Source organism: Desulfosporosinus acidiphilus SJ4 (assembly GCF_000255115.2).
Classification (GTDB): Bacteria; Bacillota; Desulfitobacteriia; order Desulfitobacteriales; family Desulfitobacteriaceae; genus Desulfosporosinus; species Desulfosporosinus acidiphilus.
In genome coordinates this window covers 4,256,551-4,273,386 of sequence record NC_018068.1, presented here as the reverse complement: position 1 = coordinate 4,273,386, position 16,836 = coordinate 4,256,551, and the positions used below count along the sequence as shown (strand labels likewise).

At 40.6% G+C, this 16,836-nt stretch carries 22 protein-coding genes and 1 pseudogene; 19 read left to right on the top strand and 4 right to left on the bottom strand.

The window, feature by feature from the left end:
- Positions 1–10 precede the first annotated feature (10 nt).
- From DESACI_RS19645 to hfq, 3 genes are all read left to right on the top strand, one after another.
- A complete protein-coding gene (locus DESACI_RS19645; protein ID WP_014828966.1) occupies positions 11–274 on the top strand; it encodes a hypothetical protein in 264 nt (87 codons plus the stop codon).
- Positions 275–679: 405 nt separating this feature from the next.
- The gene (locus DESACI_RS19640; RefSeq protein WP_014828965.1) at positions 680–1,624 is read left to right on the top strand and encodes a DNA-directed RNA polymerase subunit alpha; all 945 of its coding nucleotides are present in this window, start codon (positions 680–682) and stop codon (positions 1,622–1,624) included.
- A gap of 152 nt (positions 1,625–1,776) precedes the next feature.
- Complete coding sequence (gene hfq, locus DESACI_RS19635; protein WP_014828964.1) at positions 1,777–2,025, top strand: RNA chaperone Hfq; 249 nt, start codon at positions 1,777–1,779, stop codon at positions 2,023–2,025.
- A gap of 56 nt (positions 2,026–2,081) precedes the next feature.
- Here the strand turns inward: hfq and DESACI_RS25840 are convergent, their stop codons facing one another.
- Positions 2,082–2,417 carry an ATP-dependent DNA ligase gene (locus DESACI_RS25840; protein ID WP_083845620.1) on the bottom strand — a complete coding sequence of 112 codons (336 nt, stop codon included), beginning with the start codon at positions 2,415–2,417 and terminating at the stop codon, positions 2,082–2,084.
- Positions 2,418–2,442: 25 nt separating this feature from the next.
- On the opposite strand from DESACI_RS25840, the pseudogene DESACI_RS24340 reads away from it, so the two are divergent.
- Positions 2,443–2,520, top strand: a pseudogene (locus DESACI_RS24340) (hypothetical protein); the annotation flags it as partial.
- A gap of 122 nt (positions 2,521–2,642) precedes the next feature.
- On the opposite strand, the gene DESACI_RS19630 reads toward DESACI_RS24340, so the two are convergent.
- The 3 genes from DESACI_RS19630 to DESACI_RS19620 all read right to left on the bottom strand — a co-directional run bounded on the left by DESACI_RS19630 (position 2,643) and on the right by DESACI_RS19620 (position 3,826).
- Positions 2,643–3,134, bottom strand: coding sequence for a hypothetical protein (locus DESACI_RS19630; RefSeq protein ID WP_014828963.1), 492 nt, complete (start codon positions 3,132–3,134; stop codon positions 2,643–2,645).
- Between the two features lie 214 nt (positions 3,135–3,348).
- Positions 3,349–3,609, bottom strand: a complete 261-nt coding sequence (locus tag DESACI_RS19625) for a type II toxin-antitoxin system RelE family toxin (RefSeq protein ID WP_014828962.1) — start codon at positions 3,607–3,609, stop codon at positions 3,349–3,351.
- The gene (locus DESACI_RS19620) at positions 3,575–3,826 is read right to left on the bottom strand and encodes a hypothetical protein (RefSeq protein WP_014828961.1); all 252 of its coding nucleotides are present in this window, start codon (positions 3,824–3,826) and stop codon (positions 3,575–3,577) included. The genes DESACI_RS19625 and DESACI_RS19620 overlap by 35 nt, the downstream gene beginning before the upstream one ends.
- A 148-nt stretch (positions 3,827–3,974) precedes the next feature.
- Here DESACI_RS19620 and DESACI_RS19615 point away from each other — a divergent pair, with 148 nt between their 5' ends.
- The 15 genes from DESACI_RS19615 to DESACI_RS19545 all read left to right on the top strand — a co-directional run bounded on the left by DESACI_RS19615 (position 3,975) and on the right by DESACI_RS19545 (position 16,831).
- Complete coding sequence (locus DESACI_RS19615; protein WP_014828960.1) at positions 3,975–4,880, top strand: tyrosine-type recombinase/integrase; 906 nt, start codon at positions 3,975–3,977, stop codon at positions 4,878–4,880.
- A gap of 270 nt (positions 4,881–5,150) precedes the next feature.
- Complete coding sequence (locus DESACI_RS19610) at positions 5,151–5,438, top strand: AbrB/MazE/SpoVT family DNA-binding domain-containing protein (RefSeq protein ID WP_014828959.1); 288 nt, start codon at positions 5,151–5,153, stop codon at positions 5,436–5,438.
- Positions 5,431–5,844, top strand: coding sequence for a type II toxin-antitoxin system VapC family toxin (locus DESACI_RS19605; protein WP_014828958.1), 414 nt, complete (start codon positions 5,431–5,433; stop codon positions 5,842–5,844). Before DESACI_RS19610 ends, DESACI_RS19605 begins: the two co-directional genes overlap by 8 nt.
- A gap of 235 nt (positions 5,845–6,079) precedes the next feature.
- The gene (locus DESACI_RS19600; RefSeq protein ID WP_014828957.1) at positions 6,080–6,490 is read left to right on the top strand and encodes a hypothetical protein; all 411 of its coding nucleotides are present in this window, start codon (positions 6,080–6,082) and stop codon (positions 6,488–6,490) included.
- Positions 6,483–6,722: a type II toxin-antitoxin system RelE family toxin gene (locus tag DESACI_RS19595; protein WP_014828956.1), complete on the top strand. Its 240-nt coding sequence runs from the start codon at positions 6,483–6,485 to the stop codon at positions 6,720–6,722. Before DESACI_RS19600 ends, DESACI_RS19595 begins: the two co-directional genes overlap by 8 nt.
- Before the next feature lie 104 nt (positions 6,723–6,826).
- The gene (locus DESACI_RS19590) at positions 6,827–7,126 is read left to right on the top strand and encodes a hypothetical protein (RefSeq protein ID WP_014828955.1); all 300 of its coding nucleotides are present in this window, start codon (positions 6,827–6,829) and stop codon (positions 7,124–7,126) included.
- A complete protein-coding gene (locus tag DESACI_RS23220; RefSeq protein WP_014828954.1) occupies positions 7,116–7,457 on the top strand; it encodes a toxin-antitoxin system TumE family protein in 342 nt (113 codons plus the stop codon). Before DESACI_RS19590 ends, DESACI_RS23220 begins: the two co-directional genes overlap by 11 nt.
- A gap of 65 nt (positions 7,458–7,522) precedes the next feature.
- Entirely contained in the window at positions 7,523–8,614 is a 1,092-nt protein-coding gene (locus tag DESACI_RS19580; RefSeq protein ID WP_014828953.1) for a hypothetical protein, read from the top strand.
- 212 nt (positions 8,615–8,826) lie between these two features.
- Complete coding sequence (locus tag DESACI_RS23215; RefSeq protein ID WP_158310201.1) at positions 8,827–11,049, top strand: RCC1 domain-containing protein; 2,223 nt, start codon at positions 8,827–8,829, stop codon at positions 11,047–11,049.
- Between the two features lie 85 nt (positions 11,050–11,134).
- Positions 11,135–12,097, top strand: a complete 963-nt coding sequence (locus tag DESACI_RS19570) for a hypothetical protein (protein WP_049804086.1) — start codon at positions 11,135–11,137, stop codon at positions 12,095–12,097.
- 79 nt (positions 12,098–12,176) lie between these two features.
- Complete coding sequence (locus DESACI_RS19565; protein ID WP_014828950.1) at positions 12,177–14,573, top strand: NHL repeat-containing protein; 2,397 nt, start codon at positions 12,177–12,179, stop codon at positions 14,571–14,573.
- A gap of 15 nt (positions 14,574–14,588) precedes the next feature.
- Positions 14,589–15,140 carry a hypothetical protein gene (locus DESACI_RS19560; protein ID WP_014828949.1) on the top strand — a complete coding sequence of 184 codons (552 nt, stop codon included), beginning with the start codon at positions 14,589–14,591 and terminating at the stop codon, positions 15,138–15,140.
- Positions 15,141–15,165: 25 nt separating this feature from the next.
- The gene (locus DESACI_RS19555) at positions 15,166–15,453 is read left to right on the top strand and encodes a DUF2958 domain-containing protein (RefSeq protein ID WP_014828948.1); all 288 of its coding nucleotides are present in this window, start codon (positions 15,166–15,168) and stop codon (positions 15,451–15,453) included.
- Entirely contained in the window at positions 15,450–15,680 is a 231-nt protein-coding gene (locus tag DESACI_RS19550; RefSeq protein ID WP_014828947.1) for a hypothetical protein, read from the top strand. The genes DESACI_RS19555 and DESACI_RS19550 overlap by 4 nt, the downstream gene beginning before the upstream one ends.
- Complete coding sequence (locus DESACI_RS19545; protein WP_014828946.1) at positions 15,656–16,831, top strand: CpaE/TadZ family protein; 1,176 nt, start codon at positions 15,656–15,658, stop codon at positions 16,829–16,831. Before DESACI_RS19550 ends, DESACI_RS19545 begins: the two co-directional genes overlap by 25 nt.
- Positions 16,832–16,836 lie beyond the last annotated feature (5 nt).

Below are 16,836 nucleotides of genomic sequence, written 5' to 3'. Positions count from 1 at the left end.
AGGTAAGAACATGAACATAGTTATGAAGCCAGTAGATATGATCGCCTATTTTTCGACGGATGGATCCCCCAGGCCCATGAGATTTCGAGTCAAGGACAAAAACGGAGAATATGTGGCCATCAATATTGATCGAGTATTGACAAAATCAGAGGAAAAAGTTGGACGGAAAAAGTGGCTCCTGTTCCGATGTGAGTGCATTGTTAATGAGCAAAAAAGACAAGCTGAGTTTAAGTACGAAAATGGAACCTGTCGATGGTTACTGTATAAATTCTAAAAAATTTTCATGACCTTAAAAAAGCGTAAATGAAATGGAATACAGTTGGAGAGCTCAGGATACTCTTACGTACGTTAATGCTTCACATCTTTCAGACATAGCGGGACTAATTTAACAAGACTATGTAAAATATGTAAGGAACTTCATAAGAGGTTCCTTTTTTATCTAAAGTTTATAAAGAGTGAAAAATTATTCGGTAAAAGCCCCATGACTCTCTTCATTTCCGGTTAAGAGGAATTTCATTAGAATAGATCGAACCAAATAGAAATGTGTGCGGAATTTGAAATTTATAAAATGACATAGACTAAATAATTTATTATCGAAAGCTAATTATTTCATTTATGAACATTATGATTAATAATGGTAAAATCTGATAGACTGTAAAAAGAAAGCTGGTGTTAACTAATGTTAGAAATGGAAAAACCTCGAATAGAGTGTGTTGAACGTTATGAGAACGGTTCTTATGCCAAATTTGTCGTTGAACCTCTCGAAAGAGGATATGGTATAACAATAGGTAATTCTTTGAAACGTGTTTTACTATCCTCTTTACCAGGATCAGCAGTTACAACCATCAAAATAGACGGAGCACTCAAAGCATCTTCAAAAATTCCAGGGGTTATGGAAGACATTACTGACATAGTTCTTAATATAAAATCTCTTGCTTTAAAGGGGTATACGAATGAACCCAGGGTTATTCGTCTGGAATCCCAAGGAGCAGGTGTCGTTACAGCAGGAGATATTATTTGTGATTCAGACATCGTGGTCCTAAACAAAGACTTGAAAATAGCAACGTTGGACAATGCTGGACGGCTGAGTATAGAAATGACGGTAGAACGCGGTTACGGCTATGTTTCTGCTGAACAAAACAAAATTCCAGACGACGGAGTTATTCCGATTGACTCCATATTTACACCGATATATAAGGTTGACTATATGGTGGAAGCTACGCGAGTTGGTCAAATTACAGACTATGATCGGTTAACCTTGGAAACATGGTCAAATGGCAGCATATCGCCAGAGGAAGCTACTAGTAGGGCGGCAAGAATACTAAACGATCAGCTACTTCTTTTCACGAAGCTCAATACTGCATTTGCTACTGGTGAGTCAACAGAAGAAATAAAGAAAGAATCAAAGCAGGATAGAAACCTTAAAATGTCAATTGAAGATCTTGATTTGTCCATGCGTGCATACAATGGCTTGAAACGAGCGGGAATCAACTCAGTTAAAGATCTAACCAGAAGGGCAAAAGCAGATATGTTTAAAGTTCGCAACCTCGGTCTTAAGTCATTAGAAGAGATTGATTTCAAGCTTAAAGAGTTGGGATTATCGTTTCAGCATGAAGAGGACTAAAAAATCAAAAACAAACGCTCGTTTAAAGGGTCGTTCAAGCCCTTAAAAACACTTTGGTAATATTATAGGGGGGCGGCCCCTTTAACCCAATACGGGCGATTCTAACGTTTATATTTATAAGCCAGAGCATTATTATAGCTGGAGGCGCAAAAATGATAATTAAAAGTAAACTGCAAGACGCGTACCTAGATCAACTACAAACCACAAAAACACCAGTCATTGTTCATTTACTAAGTGGCGTCCAAATCAAGGGTAAAATTATTGGGAATGACATATTTACCATAGTGTTAGAATTTGAAGGAAAGCAACAAATGCTTTTCAAGCAAATGATTTCGACTATATCACCACTTCGCCCCGTCAACCTAATGGAAATACAATCTAGTCAAAAACAAGGAAAATAGAACAAAGATAACAATCAGCGAGGACAATATCCATGCTGAGAATGAGCTAAATTAGCTTAGAGGAGGAAAAGGAGAGGACGTTTACAACATTTATAGCAAAAACAATAGGACCGATAAATTACGTCAAAGACGCAATATGTTACCGGCCTGCTCTTGGACAGGATCGGTATACGCTTCGGGTTAATTATTTGAAACCGGCTAAGATCGTCCTTAAAATCTGGCCGTCCATCTTCACTTGATCTTACGATTTCACCGTCTAATATCGTACCCGGCGGAACTTGTTGATCCATAAGCTCTGGGAAGCGATCTGTGACCTCATTATTATGCCTTGAGAAGAATCTTACATCTCCTATAGTTGAATAGAGAAGGCGAATCCCATCGAGCCCAGGCAATTATCGTCGCCAAAGGGACCATCCGATTACCAATGCCTATACAGAGTGCTTAAATGGGCTTATAAGAGTCATGAATCGCATGGGCAGAGGTTACTCCTTTGATGCTTAAAAAAGGCTTAGCATGGTAGATGTTTGATGTCAGGTGGAATTGTACACTTTGGCCCAGTACCAGCGTAGCTGTCACTTCGCTGGTACTGGGCCAAATTATTAAAATTTAAAAGTGATTTAATTAATAATTTCATTTATAAAACTAGCTCTTTCATTTTCGTCTGCTGTATAAGGAACGGAGATGAAACGCACACCATTTGCTTTTTTTAAAATATCTTCATACTCGTCGAAAGTATTGCATAAGGGAACAGAAGACTTTCCAGAGTTAAATAAAGCAGATATTTCACTTCCTATATCAATATTATGTTTACTAAATTTTAAATACTCGTCTACTGTAATATTAGTGGGTTTTAAAGGTTGCTTTAGTTCGGATTCATCATAAAAATACAAAAGATATTTAATTTCTGTCAATTCATCATCTTCTTTTTTAATATAACCTTGATAACCTAACAGTTTACCATCTTCAATAACCAATCTTACCATATCATTAGCTATGTACTCGCCATTAATAATTGAATTTCTCTGTACCAATCCTTTACCGTGCCCAGTCACTAAGACACCTTTACCATTTATCATGTCTAAATCTGCATAAAATACATTTTCTGACATTAATGCGGCCTCCTATAAATAATAATTTATTGTATTGTATTCTAATTCTTACTAATTATCAATATACTCCAAATAAGCCTTATTAACCTCCGTTTCTTTCTATAATTGGGGTAGGGCCAAAATAACGTAAAACCCACGCTAAGGCAGATATTGGAAGCAAAAAGCCATTTTCCCTTACTCTAAGGAAAAATGGCTTTTTGGTGCTTGCATCTTTCTAATAGACATCACCACGATTGTCGATAGTCAATATATAGACAAATTGTTCGGTATGGTTAACGTCGAAAATTACTCTGTAGGTACCAACTCGTAATCGCATTAATTTTCCTCGGCCTTTTAGAGGCTTAATATCACCAATCGGTGGACGAATGGCTAAGCCTGTTAATGCTTTACGAATACGTTCCTGAATAGCCCTTTCCTGCTTAGCAAGAAATTTAACAGAATCACGGCTTAATGTCAGTTGGTAAATTGAGTTCATGCATTGCATCCTCCCATGACACGAATTCCGTGTTGTTCATTTGTCGTTCTTCTTCTTCACTCAAGGGTATATCGTCCGGCTCCATTAGGTCAATTTCGTCCCAATCTGTCCGCTTAGGACTATTTGTTAAAAACTTCAAAAAATCATAAGCAGATTGCTTAGCCTCTTCCGGGAGTATCTTTACCAGCTTAAATAAATCATCATTACTGATAGCCATGAAAACGCCCCCTATCTAATGTCCGCTAATATACATTAGCGGTTATGTAATATATCCAAAACTATATCTTGATGTCCGCTAAGGTTTCGATTAAGATAAAATTATCATGTCCGCTAAGGTAAGTCAAGGCTTAGGAGGAATTGCTGTAATGAATTTATCTGTCCAAGGGGAGTTGCTTATTTCTAAATTTATTAATACGTTAAGCATCCAGGAAGATTTAAAACCAAAGACGTTAAAAGAATATGCTAGTGACCTGAAACAGTTTGTCGGTTGGTTTGAGTCTCCTGAGTATAAGGAAGAAACTATTATTTTCAACATTGAAGATGTCTCCACTCCAACATTAACACGGTATCGGGAGGTAATGCAAAAGATCACTGTACTTAAACCGGCAACGATTAACCGGCGGCTTATAACCCTTAAGAGATTTTTTGATTGGGCTATTACAGAGGGTATTATTCGGCGGGATCCATCCAAGCCAGTTAAGCTTGTTCCGGAAGAAAAGGTTAGTCCACGGCAAATGACTGATAAAGAAGAAGCTGCATTAGTCGCGGCAGCCGAGCAGAACGGATCGACCAGAGACCATGCAATTATCATTCTCATGTTACATACTGGATTACGCTCAATGGAAGTATGCAATTTAAGTCCTAGCGATATAACTATTGGGAAGCGTAGCGGGCAACTTATCGTTCGTTCCGGAAAGCGTAATAAACAGAGAGAAGTTCCATTAAACTCAACATGTCGAGCTATTCTGGAAAGATACATAAATGAACTCTCACAGAATAGTATATACTTGTTTCCTTCGGAAAAAACGGGTAATAGACTAAGTGAGCGAGCTTTAAGACACGTGATACAAAAATACATGAAAATCGCTCGAATCGAAGGGCTAAGTGCTCATGATCTAAGGCATCGTTTTGGTTATGTTATGGCAGGAAACACGCCTTTACATAGGTTAGCGCAGATTATGGGTCATGACAGTCTTGATACGACGATGATCTACGTGAAAGCGACCCGTGCTGATTTGCAAGCCGAAGTGGAGAAAATATCATGGGAGTAGTGGGTGATTTGCCTTCTAGCAGACTTCAATTAAGTATTATAAGGTGAGTGTCCAGTATGGTGTTCTACTACATAATGAGTAGTTTTTATTATGTATTCGCCTTTACCTCCAATAGCTTCGAGGTCGTATTGAATAAGGAATGTATATTTTTTCCAGTATGTTCTGCTATAAATATCCATATAGCTAAATGCGAATTCAACTTGTAACTTGACCTACTCAAAAGTATTACATATAATAAAGGTAATACTTTTGAACGGAGGGGTATTTATAATGGCAAAACAACTTCTCTCTGGTAAGTTAACTAGCAAAGGACAGTTAACTATTCCAGTTGAACTAAGAACTCTTTTAAACATTAAAGAGGGAGATAGATTAGCTTTTGTCTTAGATGAGAACGAAAGAATTATTGAAGTTCAGCCTAAAACTAAAAAGTCAATTCGTGGGGTAATGGGAGCATTGAAGTCCACCTCCTCTATAGATGTAGATGTTGCAATTGAATTAGCTATAACAGAACGGGCAAAAGCACTTGCCAGTGGTTTAAAGGAGTCGGAAGATGAATAAGCCGATGATAGCTGACACCAACATCCTGATTCGTTTATTTGTAAAAGATGATGACGCTCAAATCGAACAATTGGTACGACTTATTGAGCAAGGTGACACCACGTTTTGCATTCTGTCACTTGTTCTAATCGAAGCCTATTGGGTCTTACGTAAAGTATATGGATTTGATAAAGAATCAATTTTGCAAGTATTTGAGGATTTTGTTGAATCTGACGGAGTTGAACTCGAAGAAGAGATTCTGATGCAACGAATCTTAGTTCGGTTTCGTGAGGTAAACGTAGATTTTGTAGACGTTTACTTAGCCGAGAAATCAAGGAGTTTGGAGCTGCCAATATTGACTTGGAACTCTAAGGATTTTAGAAAGCTAGACTGTGAATTTTACAAACCACAAGATATTTCAATATGAGGTTTCGCCGATTTTGAGGGTATTTTCCTTAGTATTCGGTAGAAAGGTTTGGTTTATGAACCATGAAACTGAAAAAACTAAGTTGGTTAGTAATAGCCTTAATCGTATAGATACTGTTTGTTACGACGATGTACAAATCTGAGAATAGCGCATTCTAGGTGGAAATATTAAGGCAAGAAAAATGTTGTTCAAAAGTTAGCTAAAATTTAGACGATTGCACGAAGGAGAACGTTAAATGGACAAAAAACGTGTGATCAGACTGATCCAACATATAGATTTCTGGGGGATCCGTGAATGGGCAAAAGAGAATGACCTTGATTGGATTGTTGTTTATGGTTCTCAAGTTTATGGGGATCCAAAAGATGATAGCGACTTAGATATTGGCTTTGCAGGACCTATTAAAGGAATCACGGTACCAGGTCATTTAATTTCTGAGATGGAGGCTGACGAGCACCATATGGATGAAGTTAATGCTGGAGTGAGATACGGCATGTCGAAAGGACTTTTAATTTATCAGCGACAAGAAGGATTATTTAAAGAATTTATAGAAATGGCAAAAAAAGAATTTAGTGTATATAAAAAGAAAATAAAACAAGAACTTGAGGAGGATTTAGAAGAGGGATATATCATCATACAAGATGTTTAGTTCCGAGGAAGGTTCAGAAGAAATTCAGCAACTAGAAAAAAGGGATTTTGATCAAATCTGGAGATCTATAAGAGCTTTAGCTCAGGATCCATATGCGAATGCTACGCATTATATTTCTCAACATTGGCTTAAAATTAGGTTCGGAGATTTTCGAGTAGCGTTTGATATCGATGAACAAGGGAAAACCATAACTATAAGAAAAGTTGGACACAGACGGGAATTTTATGCGTAACGGGGGTTATGGCAACGATTCGTTCTTTTCATGTCATAGGCAAGGAGGAACTACCTAATATTAGGAGAAATTTGATATTATGGATTTAAAAGGAGTGAAACGAAATGTCAATTTGGTCGAATCTATCTTCGAAAGTAAATATTGACGAAGAAGTCCTGCAGCTTCGGGCTTTATCTTGCTGGATATTGACCGAGTTAGCAAAAACGGATCAAGAGATAGCTGGATATATTCAAAAATATGGAGTATCTTCACCAGAAATATTAGAGCAACAGATCAAGGACAAACGAGTTGATGGGCACCCAGCGTGGGAAGACACAATAGATTGGAGTAACCTTCAAGATTATAGAAAGGAATTGCTAGAAAGTTTAGCAAGTTCTAGAGGAAATAAACAAAATGATGATTGAAGAAATTGCCAATTTGTGTAAACTCGAATTTCCGTCTTTAATCGAAAAGGTTGAAATTGTCGATCCAAGACGTAAGCGTATTCGACTCACTTTATTTGATGGAAGTTATATTGATATTCACCAGAATGCTAACGGGCGCTATTCGTACCATTGGGAATGTGATAAAGGATTTTATAGATTTAATAATGCACCCCATTTTGATGATATAGAGACAGCCCCTCATCATTTACATATTTGCAAGCTAAAAGTTCTTCCCAGCGAAGTTAGGGGCGTTACAGAAGAAGACGTTCGAAAGGTATTGAAATTTGTTCATAAAAGGGTATCTAATTAACATCATTTTTTGACCATAGATAGAACTTGATATAATGAAATCTAGTTCGAGGGAGAAGGTAAATATTGGCAAACAATGTATTTCAATTTAATGACGTTTATACAATTTCAGATCCAATAAAAATAGTTTTTAATAATAGAGAATTTAGTTTTTTGTCAATTTATAATTTTTATAAATATGACGCTGAATCTTCCGATGATAGTGTGTATAAAGAAGTTTTTCCTGGAATTTATTTTCGTCAACAATCCGTTACTCCAAAAGGATTTTTTAACAAGATCCTTTATTTTATAAAAGAAAAAGAATTTGATTCTGATAGAGTAGTAAGTTTCCAGTTGCTTATTGAAAACAAAAGAGATTTTATTCAAGTGTATCGAAATTTAGATGTAGGCAAATATCCTAAATGGGATAATTCAGTCCCAGATGAATATGAATTAATTTATGAATCGGGGACTGAAAATGGTTGTGCGGGTTATTATTACATTGACCGATTTACTAGATTAAATTTACCCCGAAACTGGGAATTTCCTTACGATAAAGAAAAACGGTATATAGATACATCAAGAATTCCTCTTTATCCAGGACTTATAGGATCAGGGACAGGATGTATTCTCAAAAGTGTTTTTCATGCGCTTAATCTTGTTGATGCCTATAGTCAAAGCGAATATTCGCTCTTTACATTAGAAGAAGTTCTAACGGTAACTTCTAAAGAGAAACGATTTTTGGATATATGCAAACATTTTGAGCATTGCAATAAACTTATTAAAAAGCTGACTAACAATACCTACGATATCAACTATCATGATTATGAGCAAATTCATGTAGCAGATTATGACGGTGTCTATATTACGAGTGAAGGAAAACATAGGACCTGTATTGCAAAAAGATTTAATGTGCCCCAAATTTATGCAGTAGTTGTAAAAGGGGTTCCAAGACATCAGCAACAGGAAGAGAACGTGATCACTATTCAAAAGGTAAGACATAATAATTCGATTCAGAGAATTCTACATGATTGTTATAATTCATTTAAGAATATTGGGTTTAGTCAAGAGGAAACTAGGGAATTGTTAAGGGAAGGTGTGAGTGGTCTCCAACTTATTGAAAGAATCGAAACTAAACATGGTATGAACATATATGAATTAGCTATGAATTCACTATAAATTCACTATAAATTCACTATAAATTCACATAGGACTTAACTATTTTGAATAAGTCTATGAGCCAGCTGTACCAGCGACAGCTATACTGGAGGTTCCGGAAACACTCGGTATTAAGCATTAGGGGTACAAATAATTATTCAAAACAATTAGGACAATTGCCGTTTTTGTACTTTGGGCGAAGCGAAAGGAATTTTCTAATGTGGATTAAAAAAATGATGAGAATTAGGGCTTTTAGTCTAACTCTAATGGTCATGATTATTCTATCAGGGGCAGTAGTACCCGTGTCTGCTCAAACTATCAGTGAACCATACGTATCATCCCGCCTAGCGGGCCAAGACCAATACCAAACATCCGTTGTTGTTGCGGAGGCTTATAATAACTCTACATGCGACAATGTAATCCTTGCATCAGGTAATGATTTTCCTGATGCGTTGTCGGCCAGCATACTATCAAAGAAATTGCAGGCTCCTATTTTACTGGTTGGCACAACGGCAACTGCTTCTAATGAAGACTTTAATTATATCTCTGCACATGTGGCCAATACTGGAACTGTCTATATCATTGGTGGAACATCAATAATTGGAACAGACTTTGAAACAAAGCTTACTTCCATGGGTTACAGTAATATCAAACGTTTCGGTGGTACTGATCGCTATGACACGAATATGCTTATTGTCAATGATGTTAATGTTCCTCAAGGGACGCCGGTCTTCATTGCATCTGGTGAAAACTTTCCAGATGCTTTGAGTGTGTCTAGCTTTTCAGGGTCAAAACAATATCCAACTCTTTTGGTTGGAGCTAATTATTTTCCAGATAAAACAAAAAGCTATATTACAAAAGATAATCCATCTGAGGTTTATATTACTGGAGGAACGAGTGTCGTTTCACAAGACATGGAAAACCAAATTAAATCTTTGGTTCCTGGTGCGACGGTTACACGTCTGGCTGGAGATGATTGTTTTGGGACAAATGCTACAGTGTTAAACCAGTTCTCAGTAACTCCGCAGACTGTTTATCTTGCGAACGGAAATAACTTCCCAGACGCTCTGGCGGGGAGTGCCTTGGCCGCTAAGACTGGAGACCCAATCCTTCTTGTTAACAATCAAGTTTTGACGATTCCCTATGCTATTCAATCTTATCTACAAAAACTTCACGATTCAGGTATTCATCCTAATGTACAATCATTAGGTGGAAGGACTGTTGTTCCCGATATACTTATCCGCGAGGTAGAAAATACTTTAGATGGAAAATCGCCTACTGACTTTACCAATATCGCAGGGGGAGATAAAAACGGATATTATCTAGATTCTAGTGGACACGTCTGGGTATGGGGAAAGGCTGGTTGGGTTACGACTAAATCGACAGAGGGAACAGTTTATACTTGGGGCTCACAGAACACTCCTGTTCAAAAATCTAGCCTAACCCATATTATCGCAATTGCTGCTGGACAGGAGGGCGGTGCTTGCGCCCTTGACACATCCGGTCATGTTTGGGCCTGGGGAAATCTTAACGACCCACTCGACGGTCATGTGAATTTAGATGCCACCATCCAAGTATCTAACCTGAGTAATATTGTGGCAGTCGCTGGGGGAGGAAAGACTGGTTACGCATTGGACAGTTCCGGCCATGTTTGGGCCTGGGGATGGGGAGTTAGTGGTGAACTTGGAAATGGAAAATCGGGATGGGTGCTGTCAGAAAATAAACCATATTTTATAACAACCCCCGTACAAGTATCTGATCTAACGAATATTATTGCAATCACCGGGGGAGATCACGCTGCTTACGCCCTTGATAGCTCAGGACACGTATGGGCTTGGGGGAATGGTGGTGATGGCGAACTTGGTAACGGGACATCAGGATCGACTCTAACTAACGGATCATATTTTTCAGCAACCCCTGTCCAAGTATCTAATTTAAGTAATATTATTGCAATAGCTGGTGGATTTGCTACTGGTTATGCCCTTGATAACTCGGGTCATGTCTGGACTTGGGGAGACGGGGGGTATGGTGAACTTGGTAACGGAAAATCAGGATTTTCGGCAGACGGAATAAAATTATCACCATACTTTACAACAACCCCCGTACAAGTATCTGATCTGACGAATATTATTGCAATTGATGGTGGATTTAACACTGGCTACGCTTTGGATAGTTCCGGCCATGTTTGGGCCTGGGGGTTGGGAACTGACGGTAATCTCGGTAACGGGGCCCAAAATAATTCAGCTGTCCCAGTCCAGGTATCTAACCTAGCTGATATTGTCGCAATTGCTGGCGGATCGGGCACGGGCTATGCTACTGATAGCTCAAATCATGTTTGGGCCTGGGGAAACGGAACTAACGGTGAACTTGGTAACGGAAAATCAGGAGCCACGTTAAATGAGACATCCTATGGTACTACTATCCCCGTCGAAATCTCGAATCTTCCCCCAAACTGAACTATGACCTCCAAGAATTAGCTACAATATAAGTCAAAAATTAATTGTCATGTATTTGCCACCTTTATTATGGAGGTGTAAAGAAATGATATTAAAACTTTACCCAAAAATATGTTACAATGTAATCAACAGGAATATTTTGGAGGTGAGAAGGATGAGGAAGTTTGGGATGATCTTAGCATTACTCTGTATCCTAATAACTCTATTACCAGGTGCAGTCATGGCCACGACGTATAACAATGATGTACCAAGTGGATTAACGTTATCAGCTTGGACCGTTGGCCCAAACCAAGGCGGTAAAAATACAGTGATTAGCTTTTTATATACGGGAGGATTTAGAGCATCTAATGAAATAGATGCACCATTTGATTCTTCGTGGCACTCTCTTGATGATGTTCGGCCAATTCTTTTAGCCGAGCAAGAAGGATATGGTAATTATCTTGGAGGTACAAACGGTACTTTTGGAAGTAATATTAAATTTTCGGATAATGTTTTAGCTGCTATGAAGGTACAGAATTTCAACCCATCTCAAGTTGGTGGAGCGAATATTCCGCCCTCATCAACTACTCTTAACTCAGATCAGACATCCTGGCTACAGAAGATGGGCTATTCGGTTCAATCGACGAATCAGACCGTACCTACACAAACACAAGCGCCTACACCTGCCCCAGTGACGCAATCACAAACTCAGAACAATCCTCCTTCTCAAAGCACTTCTAGTAAGCAATCTAGTAGCGCAACAGTAATGACAGCGCAGCAAAGCAAGGCTAACACGTCAATATCACCAGTACAGTCTGATCCTGCGGTTGGTCAAACGGTGAAAACTCCGTCTGGTCCAATGACACAGGAAATGGTAGCAGCCGATAAAATATTATCCACACAAAATCCACCGAGCAGTAATCCGGCAAATATACCGACCAAGTTACCGATAAAAGAAGAAACACAAACGCAAAAAAATATTTGGTTATGGGTTGCAGCAGCGGTTACTATCTTCGCCTTTGCAGCAGTTGCCGGAAGAATGATTTATGTGAGACATCGAGTTGCTTAAAACTTAAAACTTAAAACAATTGTCAAGTGTTTGCCACCTCTCTTATGAAAGGAATTTTTATAAGAGAGGTGGTTTTATTTTGCTCAATAGGAAATGGTTTAGACTAATTTCATTTCTAACATTGCTTTTTCTCTTCATAGCATCATCAAATGTAAGAGCTGCAGACAATTACACCCATGATGCGGACATCTCAAGGGACAATACGGTCAACGATTCATCTTTTAACGGGCTTATATACAATAGCAATCCGTATTACGTCGAGATTTCTAAATGGAATGGCTATCAACAGTATTCATACACAACACCCGTAGTTGTAGGCAATAAACTCTACCAGTATACCTACGATGATTCAGATTATGGTCATTTGTGGGAGGTTGACTTAACTAAACCAGTTACGACCGGACAATACGCTTGGACCCCAGGAAATGGGATAACTCTAAATGCCAAAATTGTTCAAAACTTTTACGCCCCACCAAGTGGGCCTAATGGAGAAGTCAATTCCGGGGCGGGTGTTTCAGGCCCAACCATTACTAATGGTTATTTGGCAATCGCTGTTGGTGAATACCTTTATTGGTGGCCGATAGATCATCCCGATCAAATGCAATCCAGTCCTATTAGGGGTAATTCTGGAAATGCGATTCAACAAATTGCAGCATCTCCATTAATAACTCCCGCACTAACAGCATCTGGCACTGATTTGACTAGCGGACAAACTGTGACTTGGCAAACACCTTTCGCTGTAGTTGGTAGTTGGTCGGGCGGCGTAATTTCACAGCCACTTTATTCTCCAGCTAATGTTTTAGCAATACCTAATTACTATAAAACCACCGATGACTCTTCCAATGCCACCAACGACATTGTTACATCCTCCCCAGCATGGAATCTCCATACTACGGCTGTCGGAACTCAAGGAGCTGCTGTTTTCGGTGTTGACGCAGCCGAAAGCGGCAAAAATCGTCTCATCCTCATGGACCCCATGACCGGCAATTACAAAACCTGTTATAGCTCCAGTGGTTCCCCTATTTTCTATGGCCCGATCGACAGCTCACCAGCCGTTGCTTCAGACGGCAGAATCTATGTCCCCGATCAGGGCGCAGCGATTTATCAGCTAAGCGCCAATGGAGACTTACTGGCCGATGACATCTCGGCCATGGATCAGAGTAATCCTTGCATCACTAACCTGGCATTGGACGGAGAAAACATCATCTGGGTTGGCAATGGACACTCGACCTTAAACGCCACGACCGTTGATTTGATTGGACAAGGCGATACTCAAATAAGCAGTTTTTCTGGATTAGATTCTCCGGCTGTGGTGAGAAACGGCAGCACAGACACTATTTTTATCGCTTCTACAGGGACGGCGGGCCTTCTTGTAACAAGTCCGATGAGCTGCGACAACTTGCCGGTTGCTTTTCAACAAGCCGATAACCAACAAACGTGGAAAAGGACCTGGCAAACCCTGGGTGCAGTTTCGGCTCCCTATACCTCCGTTGCTGCCGATGTAGGCACAGATCCCAGCGGAACGGACCTTCATTATCTAGCTGCATGGACAAATTACGGCCTTGATACCCAAGGATGTATAGAACTTTGGGCTCCGGCCTCCTATTCAGTTACAGCATCGGCAACGCCGAGTATCGTCGATGAAGGAAACCCGGTGACCATCGTAGCGACACCTTATCCAACGTCTGTTACAAAAAGCATGACCGCCCATATTACAGACGGAAAAAGCACACCGGTCGATATTACGTTAAGCCAAAACCCTAATGATACGTGGTCCGGCATGGTCGTTGCACCCAATAATACTACAGGCCAACAAACGACGTATACCGTTACCGTCACGGCAACCAACAACGGCGGTGAAACTGCCCAGGCCACGACTAGTTTCAGTGTTAACCCTGGTCCATGGAATCCGCAAGGAACTATTCCAGCAACTCTTCAGATTGATGCCTACGGGCTTCAAAATCTTACAGATAAACTTCCGGATGGAACCGCTAAATATGGAGATTACCTCGTAGCCACCCTAAAAGTCAATCCTCCTGCACCACCGTCAGGGTATCTTAATGCCACCATTACAGGCGTCGCGATTACCAAAGCATCCATTACGCATAAAGACGGGGTCCCAAACGTAGGAGGTTCGGGGAATGATCCTTTGCTAAAGATAACTCAATCAACTACAAATATGACCCCGCAGGGAAGCACTGCAACCTGTCAATTTAGAGAATCATGGGCTGGCTATCCGCCGCCTATTCCGGATGATGGTACTGTCATCATGGAGTCAGACGATCTCTATGCTCAGTTTAACGTGCATGTAACGTATGAGTATCAAGTGCCTATCCCTACAAAAGCGGGCGTTATTTTTATCTGGCAAACCGGGTCGTATGATGCCAGCGGTACCGCCAGTTACACTTTGAACATTACCGGAACGGAATATTATACCTATACAACGTCCGTGGTCCAATTTGGAGATTCGGAATAGAAAGGGGCATTTCATATGATTCATAACTATCTGCAAATGCCCCGAGAACAACGAGAAAAAGGGGCAGGCTCAATCTATATTTTTGGATTAATCTGTATTGGCCTGCTGTTGATATTGACGGCAGTGTTTGGGGCAATTGCCTATGTCCATAATACGGTATCAAGTCTTCATAATGCTGTGGAAACTGCAGGACGCCAGGCTCTTGATCAAGTCGTTATACCAGACCTTCAAGGAGGACAGGATATGGCACTTCAGGCGAATGTTCAACAGAATTTCCAAACACTTTTACCCAAGTATCTGTCGAAATGGCCTCAGAGCAGCTACAGCATTCAAAGTTTTCAGATGTTTAGTGAAAGCGATCGGGGCGACCCGGCACCGTCAGGGTTTGAAGGAATTGTCCCAGGGACAAGCCTTTTTATCATCATGAATTTAAAACTTTCTGTTTTGCAGGGCATTTTACCTGCAAACCATGTCACTTGGACGATTCCGGTAAAAGATACGATTACCTCTAATACCTTCTATAACCCAGCTCACGAATGGAATCCCACACGACAAAGTGGCTCTTAAATAAAACCCTGAAAGGAGGCTTAATATGGACCAAATTCCCGGAGCGATACGTGTTCAAATCCCCACGATTAGCCATGGAACCAGGAAAGCTTGGGTAAAGTTTAGGGACCCACAAAGCAGCAACGCCTGGTACGTCACTGAATTTGACGGTAAGGATCTTTGTTATGGTCTTATCATCTCAGACGTTGAATCGGTCTGGGGATACTTTTCCCTCATCGAAATCGCGTTATTTCGTAATCAATTCGGATTACCAATCGTACTCGATATCTATTGGAAACCTCAAGAGCTTGAGGAAAAGGAGGAGTGGTCATGAAATGCTTTAGCGTCATTGTGCGTTTGGGACATCTTGGAGCCAGAAAGGGGATTGAGGTCAAACGCTATTGCTACGCACGTAATTGTATTGCCGCATCAACCATCGCAGAGACTTGGGGAGGGGTTAAGAAAGTCCTTACCGTCAGGCCCTTGCCGTTAGATCACCACATGAATCGGATTAGATCAAAAAGGAGGAAGAAAGGATGCCGGAAAATCCTTACTTTGTAGGGTTGCAGCTGCTTTTAGAAAACCAACAGATCGAAGATATTATCAGCATTTCTCGTGACACTCCATTTCGAGTGTCAGGGATTGTCATGGAAGGTCACAAACCTTTTGTTAATGCCCTTGTTACAGTGACCATTGCCGATACGCCAGTAAATGTAACGGCAAGCAGTTCCGGACGATTTACAGCTGCTTTTAATAATACCCGAGTTAAATTACCCGTGGGTGGACCGTATTCCGTCGCGATTGAATGCGAAGGTGTCCAACAGAAAGGCCAACTACAGGTCACCATCGTTAACTGTGAAGCTCAGCAAGTTCTTTGGAGCGATGAGCGAACAAAAGAGGACGATAACCGGTATTCAGAAACGATTCGTCAGCGCAAATCATTCTTCGCACGGCTTTTGGGGCAGGGAGGTCCACCCTTAGAGACCGTTGTTGCCACGCAACAAATTATTACCGTGTGGGGAACTCAAGGAGGGGTGGGAACAACCAGCACCAGTATTCTCCTCGGTCGTCTCATCCATGAAGAGGGCTTTCGAGTACTCATTTTAGAAATTTCTCCGACCGGTGGCAGTTTACTGCGCTTCTTGGGGAAAAGCCCATCTCAGGCGGGCTTGGATACGGTTGTTCTTCGTAATTCTGAGGAGATCTATCGACTTGAAGAACGTCAAATCCCTATAGTCACAGGCTTAAATGTCCTTCCCACTTCCGGATCGAAAGTTGATGTTTCGGGAACCTGGGATGAAGAAACCGGGCGAAAACTATTTGAATGGGCTCGCAGACAGGCAGCCTTCGTTATTGTCGATGCCGGTGCTTACCGTGAACCAATGTTAGCTCGCCTTGCCCTACAACAAGCGAACTGGATCGTAGCGCTGTCTCGAGGAACGGCCTCCGGAGTTGATGCAGCGGTTCGCTTTGACACCTGGCGCATGGCGGTTGGTTGGAATAAGGTAATTTGGTGTTTGAGCCAATCGGAGTCAAGTCTTAAACATCAATTTACGTATGAAACCGGTTTAAGAGTCAGTGCCGAATTGATGAATCGGCGCAAAGAGTATTATGCCTTAGAACGGGGCGGGTCTCCTCAGGATGGAATCCGGAAAGATATTTATCCCTTAATCAAGCAGTTGTTGGCGGCACCCAAAGCCAAGGTGTTTTAAAAATG

Bases quoted from the DNA above. Each gene is read 5' to 3' on its own strand.
- DESACI_RS19590 (WP_014828955.1), top strand. From the start codon at position 6,827: ATGTCAATTTGGTCGAATCTATCTTCGAAAGTAAATATTGACGAAGAA.
- DESACI_RS19610 (WP_014828959.1), top strand. From the start codon at position 5,151: ATGGCAAAACAACTTCTCTCTGGTAAGTTAACTAGCAAAGGACAGTTA.
- DESACI_RS23220 (WP_014828954.1), top strand. From the start codon at position 7,116: ATGATGATTGAAGAAATTGCCAATTTGTGTAAACTCGAATTTCCGTCT.
- DESACI_RS19605 (WP_014828958.1), top strand. From the start codon at position 5,431: ATGAATAAGCCGATGATAGCTGACACCAACATCCTGATTCGTTTATTT.
- DESACI_RS19545 (WP_014828946.1), top strand. From the start codon at position 15,656: ATGCCGGAAAATCCTTACTTTGTAGGGTTGCAGCTGCTTTTAGAAAAC.
- DESACI_RS19550 (WP_014828947.1), top strand. From the start codon at position 15,450: ATGAAATGCTTTAGCGTCATTGTGCGTTTGGGACATCTTGGAGCCAGA.
- DESACI_RS19600 (WP_014828957.1), top strand. From the start codon at position 6,080: ATGGACAAAAAACGTGTGATCAGACTGATCCAACATATAGATTTCTGG.
- DESACI_RS19615 (WP_014828960.1), top strand. From the start codon at position 3,975: ATGAATTTATCTGTCCAAGGGGAGTTGCTTATTTCTAAATTTATTAAT.
- DESACI_RS19645 (WP_014828966.1), top strand. From the start codon at position 11: ATGAACATAGTTATGAAGCCAGTAGATATGATCGCCTATTTTTCGACG.
- DESACI_RS19640 (WP_014828965.1), top strand. From the start codon at position 680: ATGTTAGAAATGGAAAAACCTCGAATAGAGTGTGTTGAACGTTATGAG.
- DESACI_RS19595 (WP_014828956.1), top strand. From the start codon at position 6,483: ATGTTTAGTTCCGAGGAAGGTTCAGAAGAAATTCAGCAACTAGAAAAA.
- DESACI_RS23215 (WP_158310201.1), top strand. From the start codon at position 8,827: ATGATGAGAATTAGGGCTTTTAGTCTAACTCTAATGGTCATGATTATT.
- DESACI_RS19560 (WP_014828949.1), top strand. From the start codon at position 14,589: ATGATTCATAACTATCTGCAAATGCCCCGAGAACAACGAGAAAAAGGG.
- hfq (WP_014828964.1), top strand. From the start codon at position 1,777: ATGATAATTAAAAGTAAACTGCAAGACGCGTACCTAGATCAACTACAA.
- DESACI_RS19625 (WP_014828962.1), bottom strand. From the start codon at position 3,609: ATGAACTCAATTTACCAACTGACATTAAGCCGTGATTCTGTTAAATTT.
- DESACI_RS19570 (WP_049804086.1), top strand. From the start codon at position 11,135: ATGATATTAAAACTTTACCCAAAAATATGTTACAATGTAATCAACAGG.
- DESACI_RS19620 (WP_014828961.1), bottom strand. From the start codon at position 3,826: ATGGCTATCAGTAATGATGATTTATTTAAGCTGGTAAAGATACTCCCG.
- DESACI_RS19555 (WP_014828948.1), top strand. From the start codon at position 15,166: ATGGACCAAATTCCCGGAGCGATACGTGTTCAAATCCCCACGATTAGC.
- DESACI_RS19630 (WP_014828963.1), bottom strand. From the start codon at position 3,134: ATGTCAGAAAATGTATTTTATGCAGATTTAGACATGATAAATGGTAAA.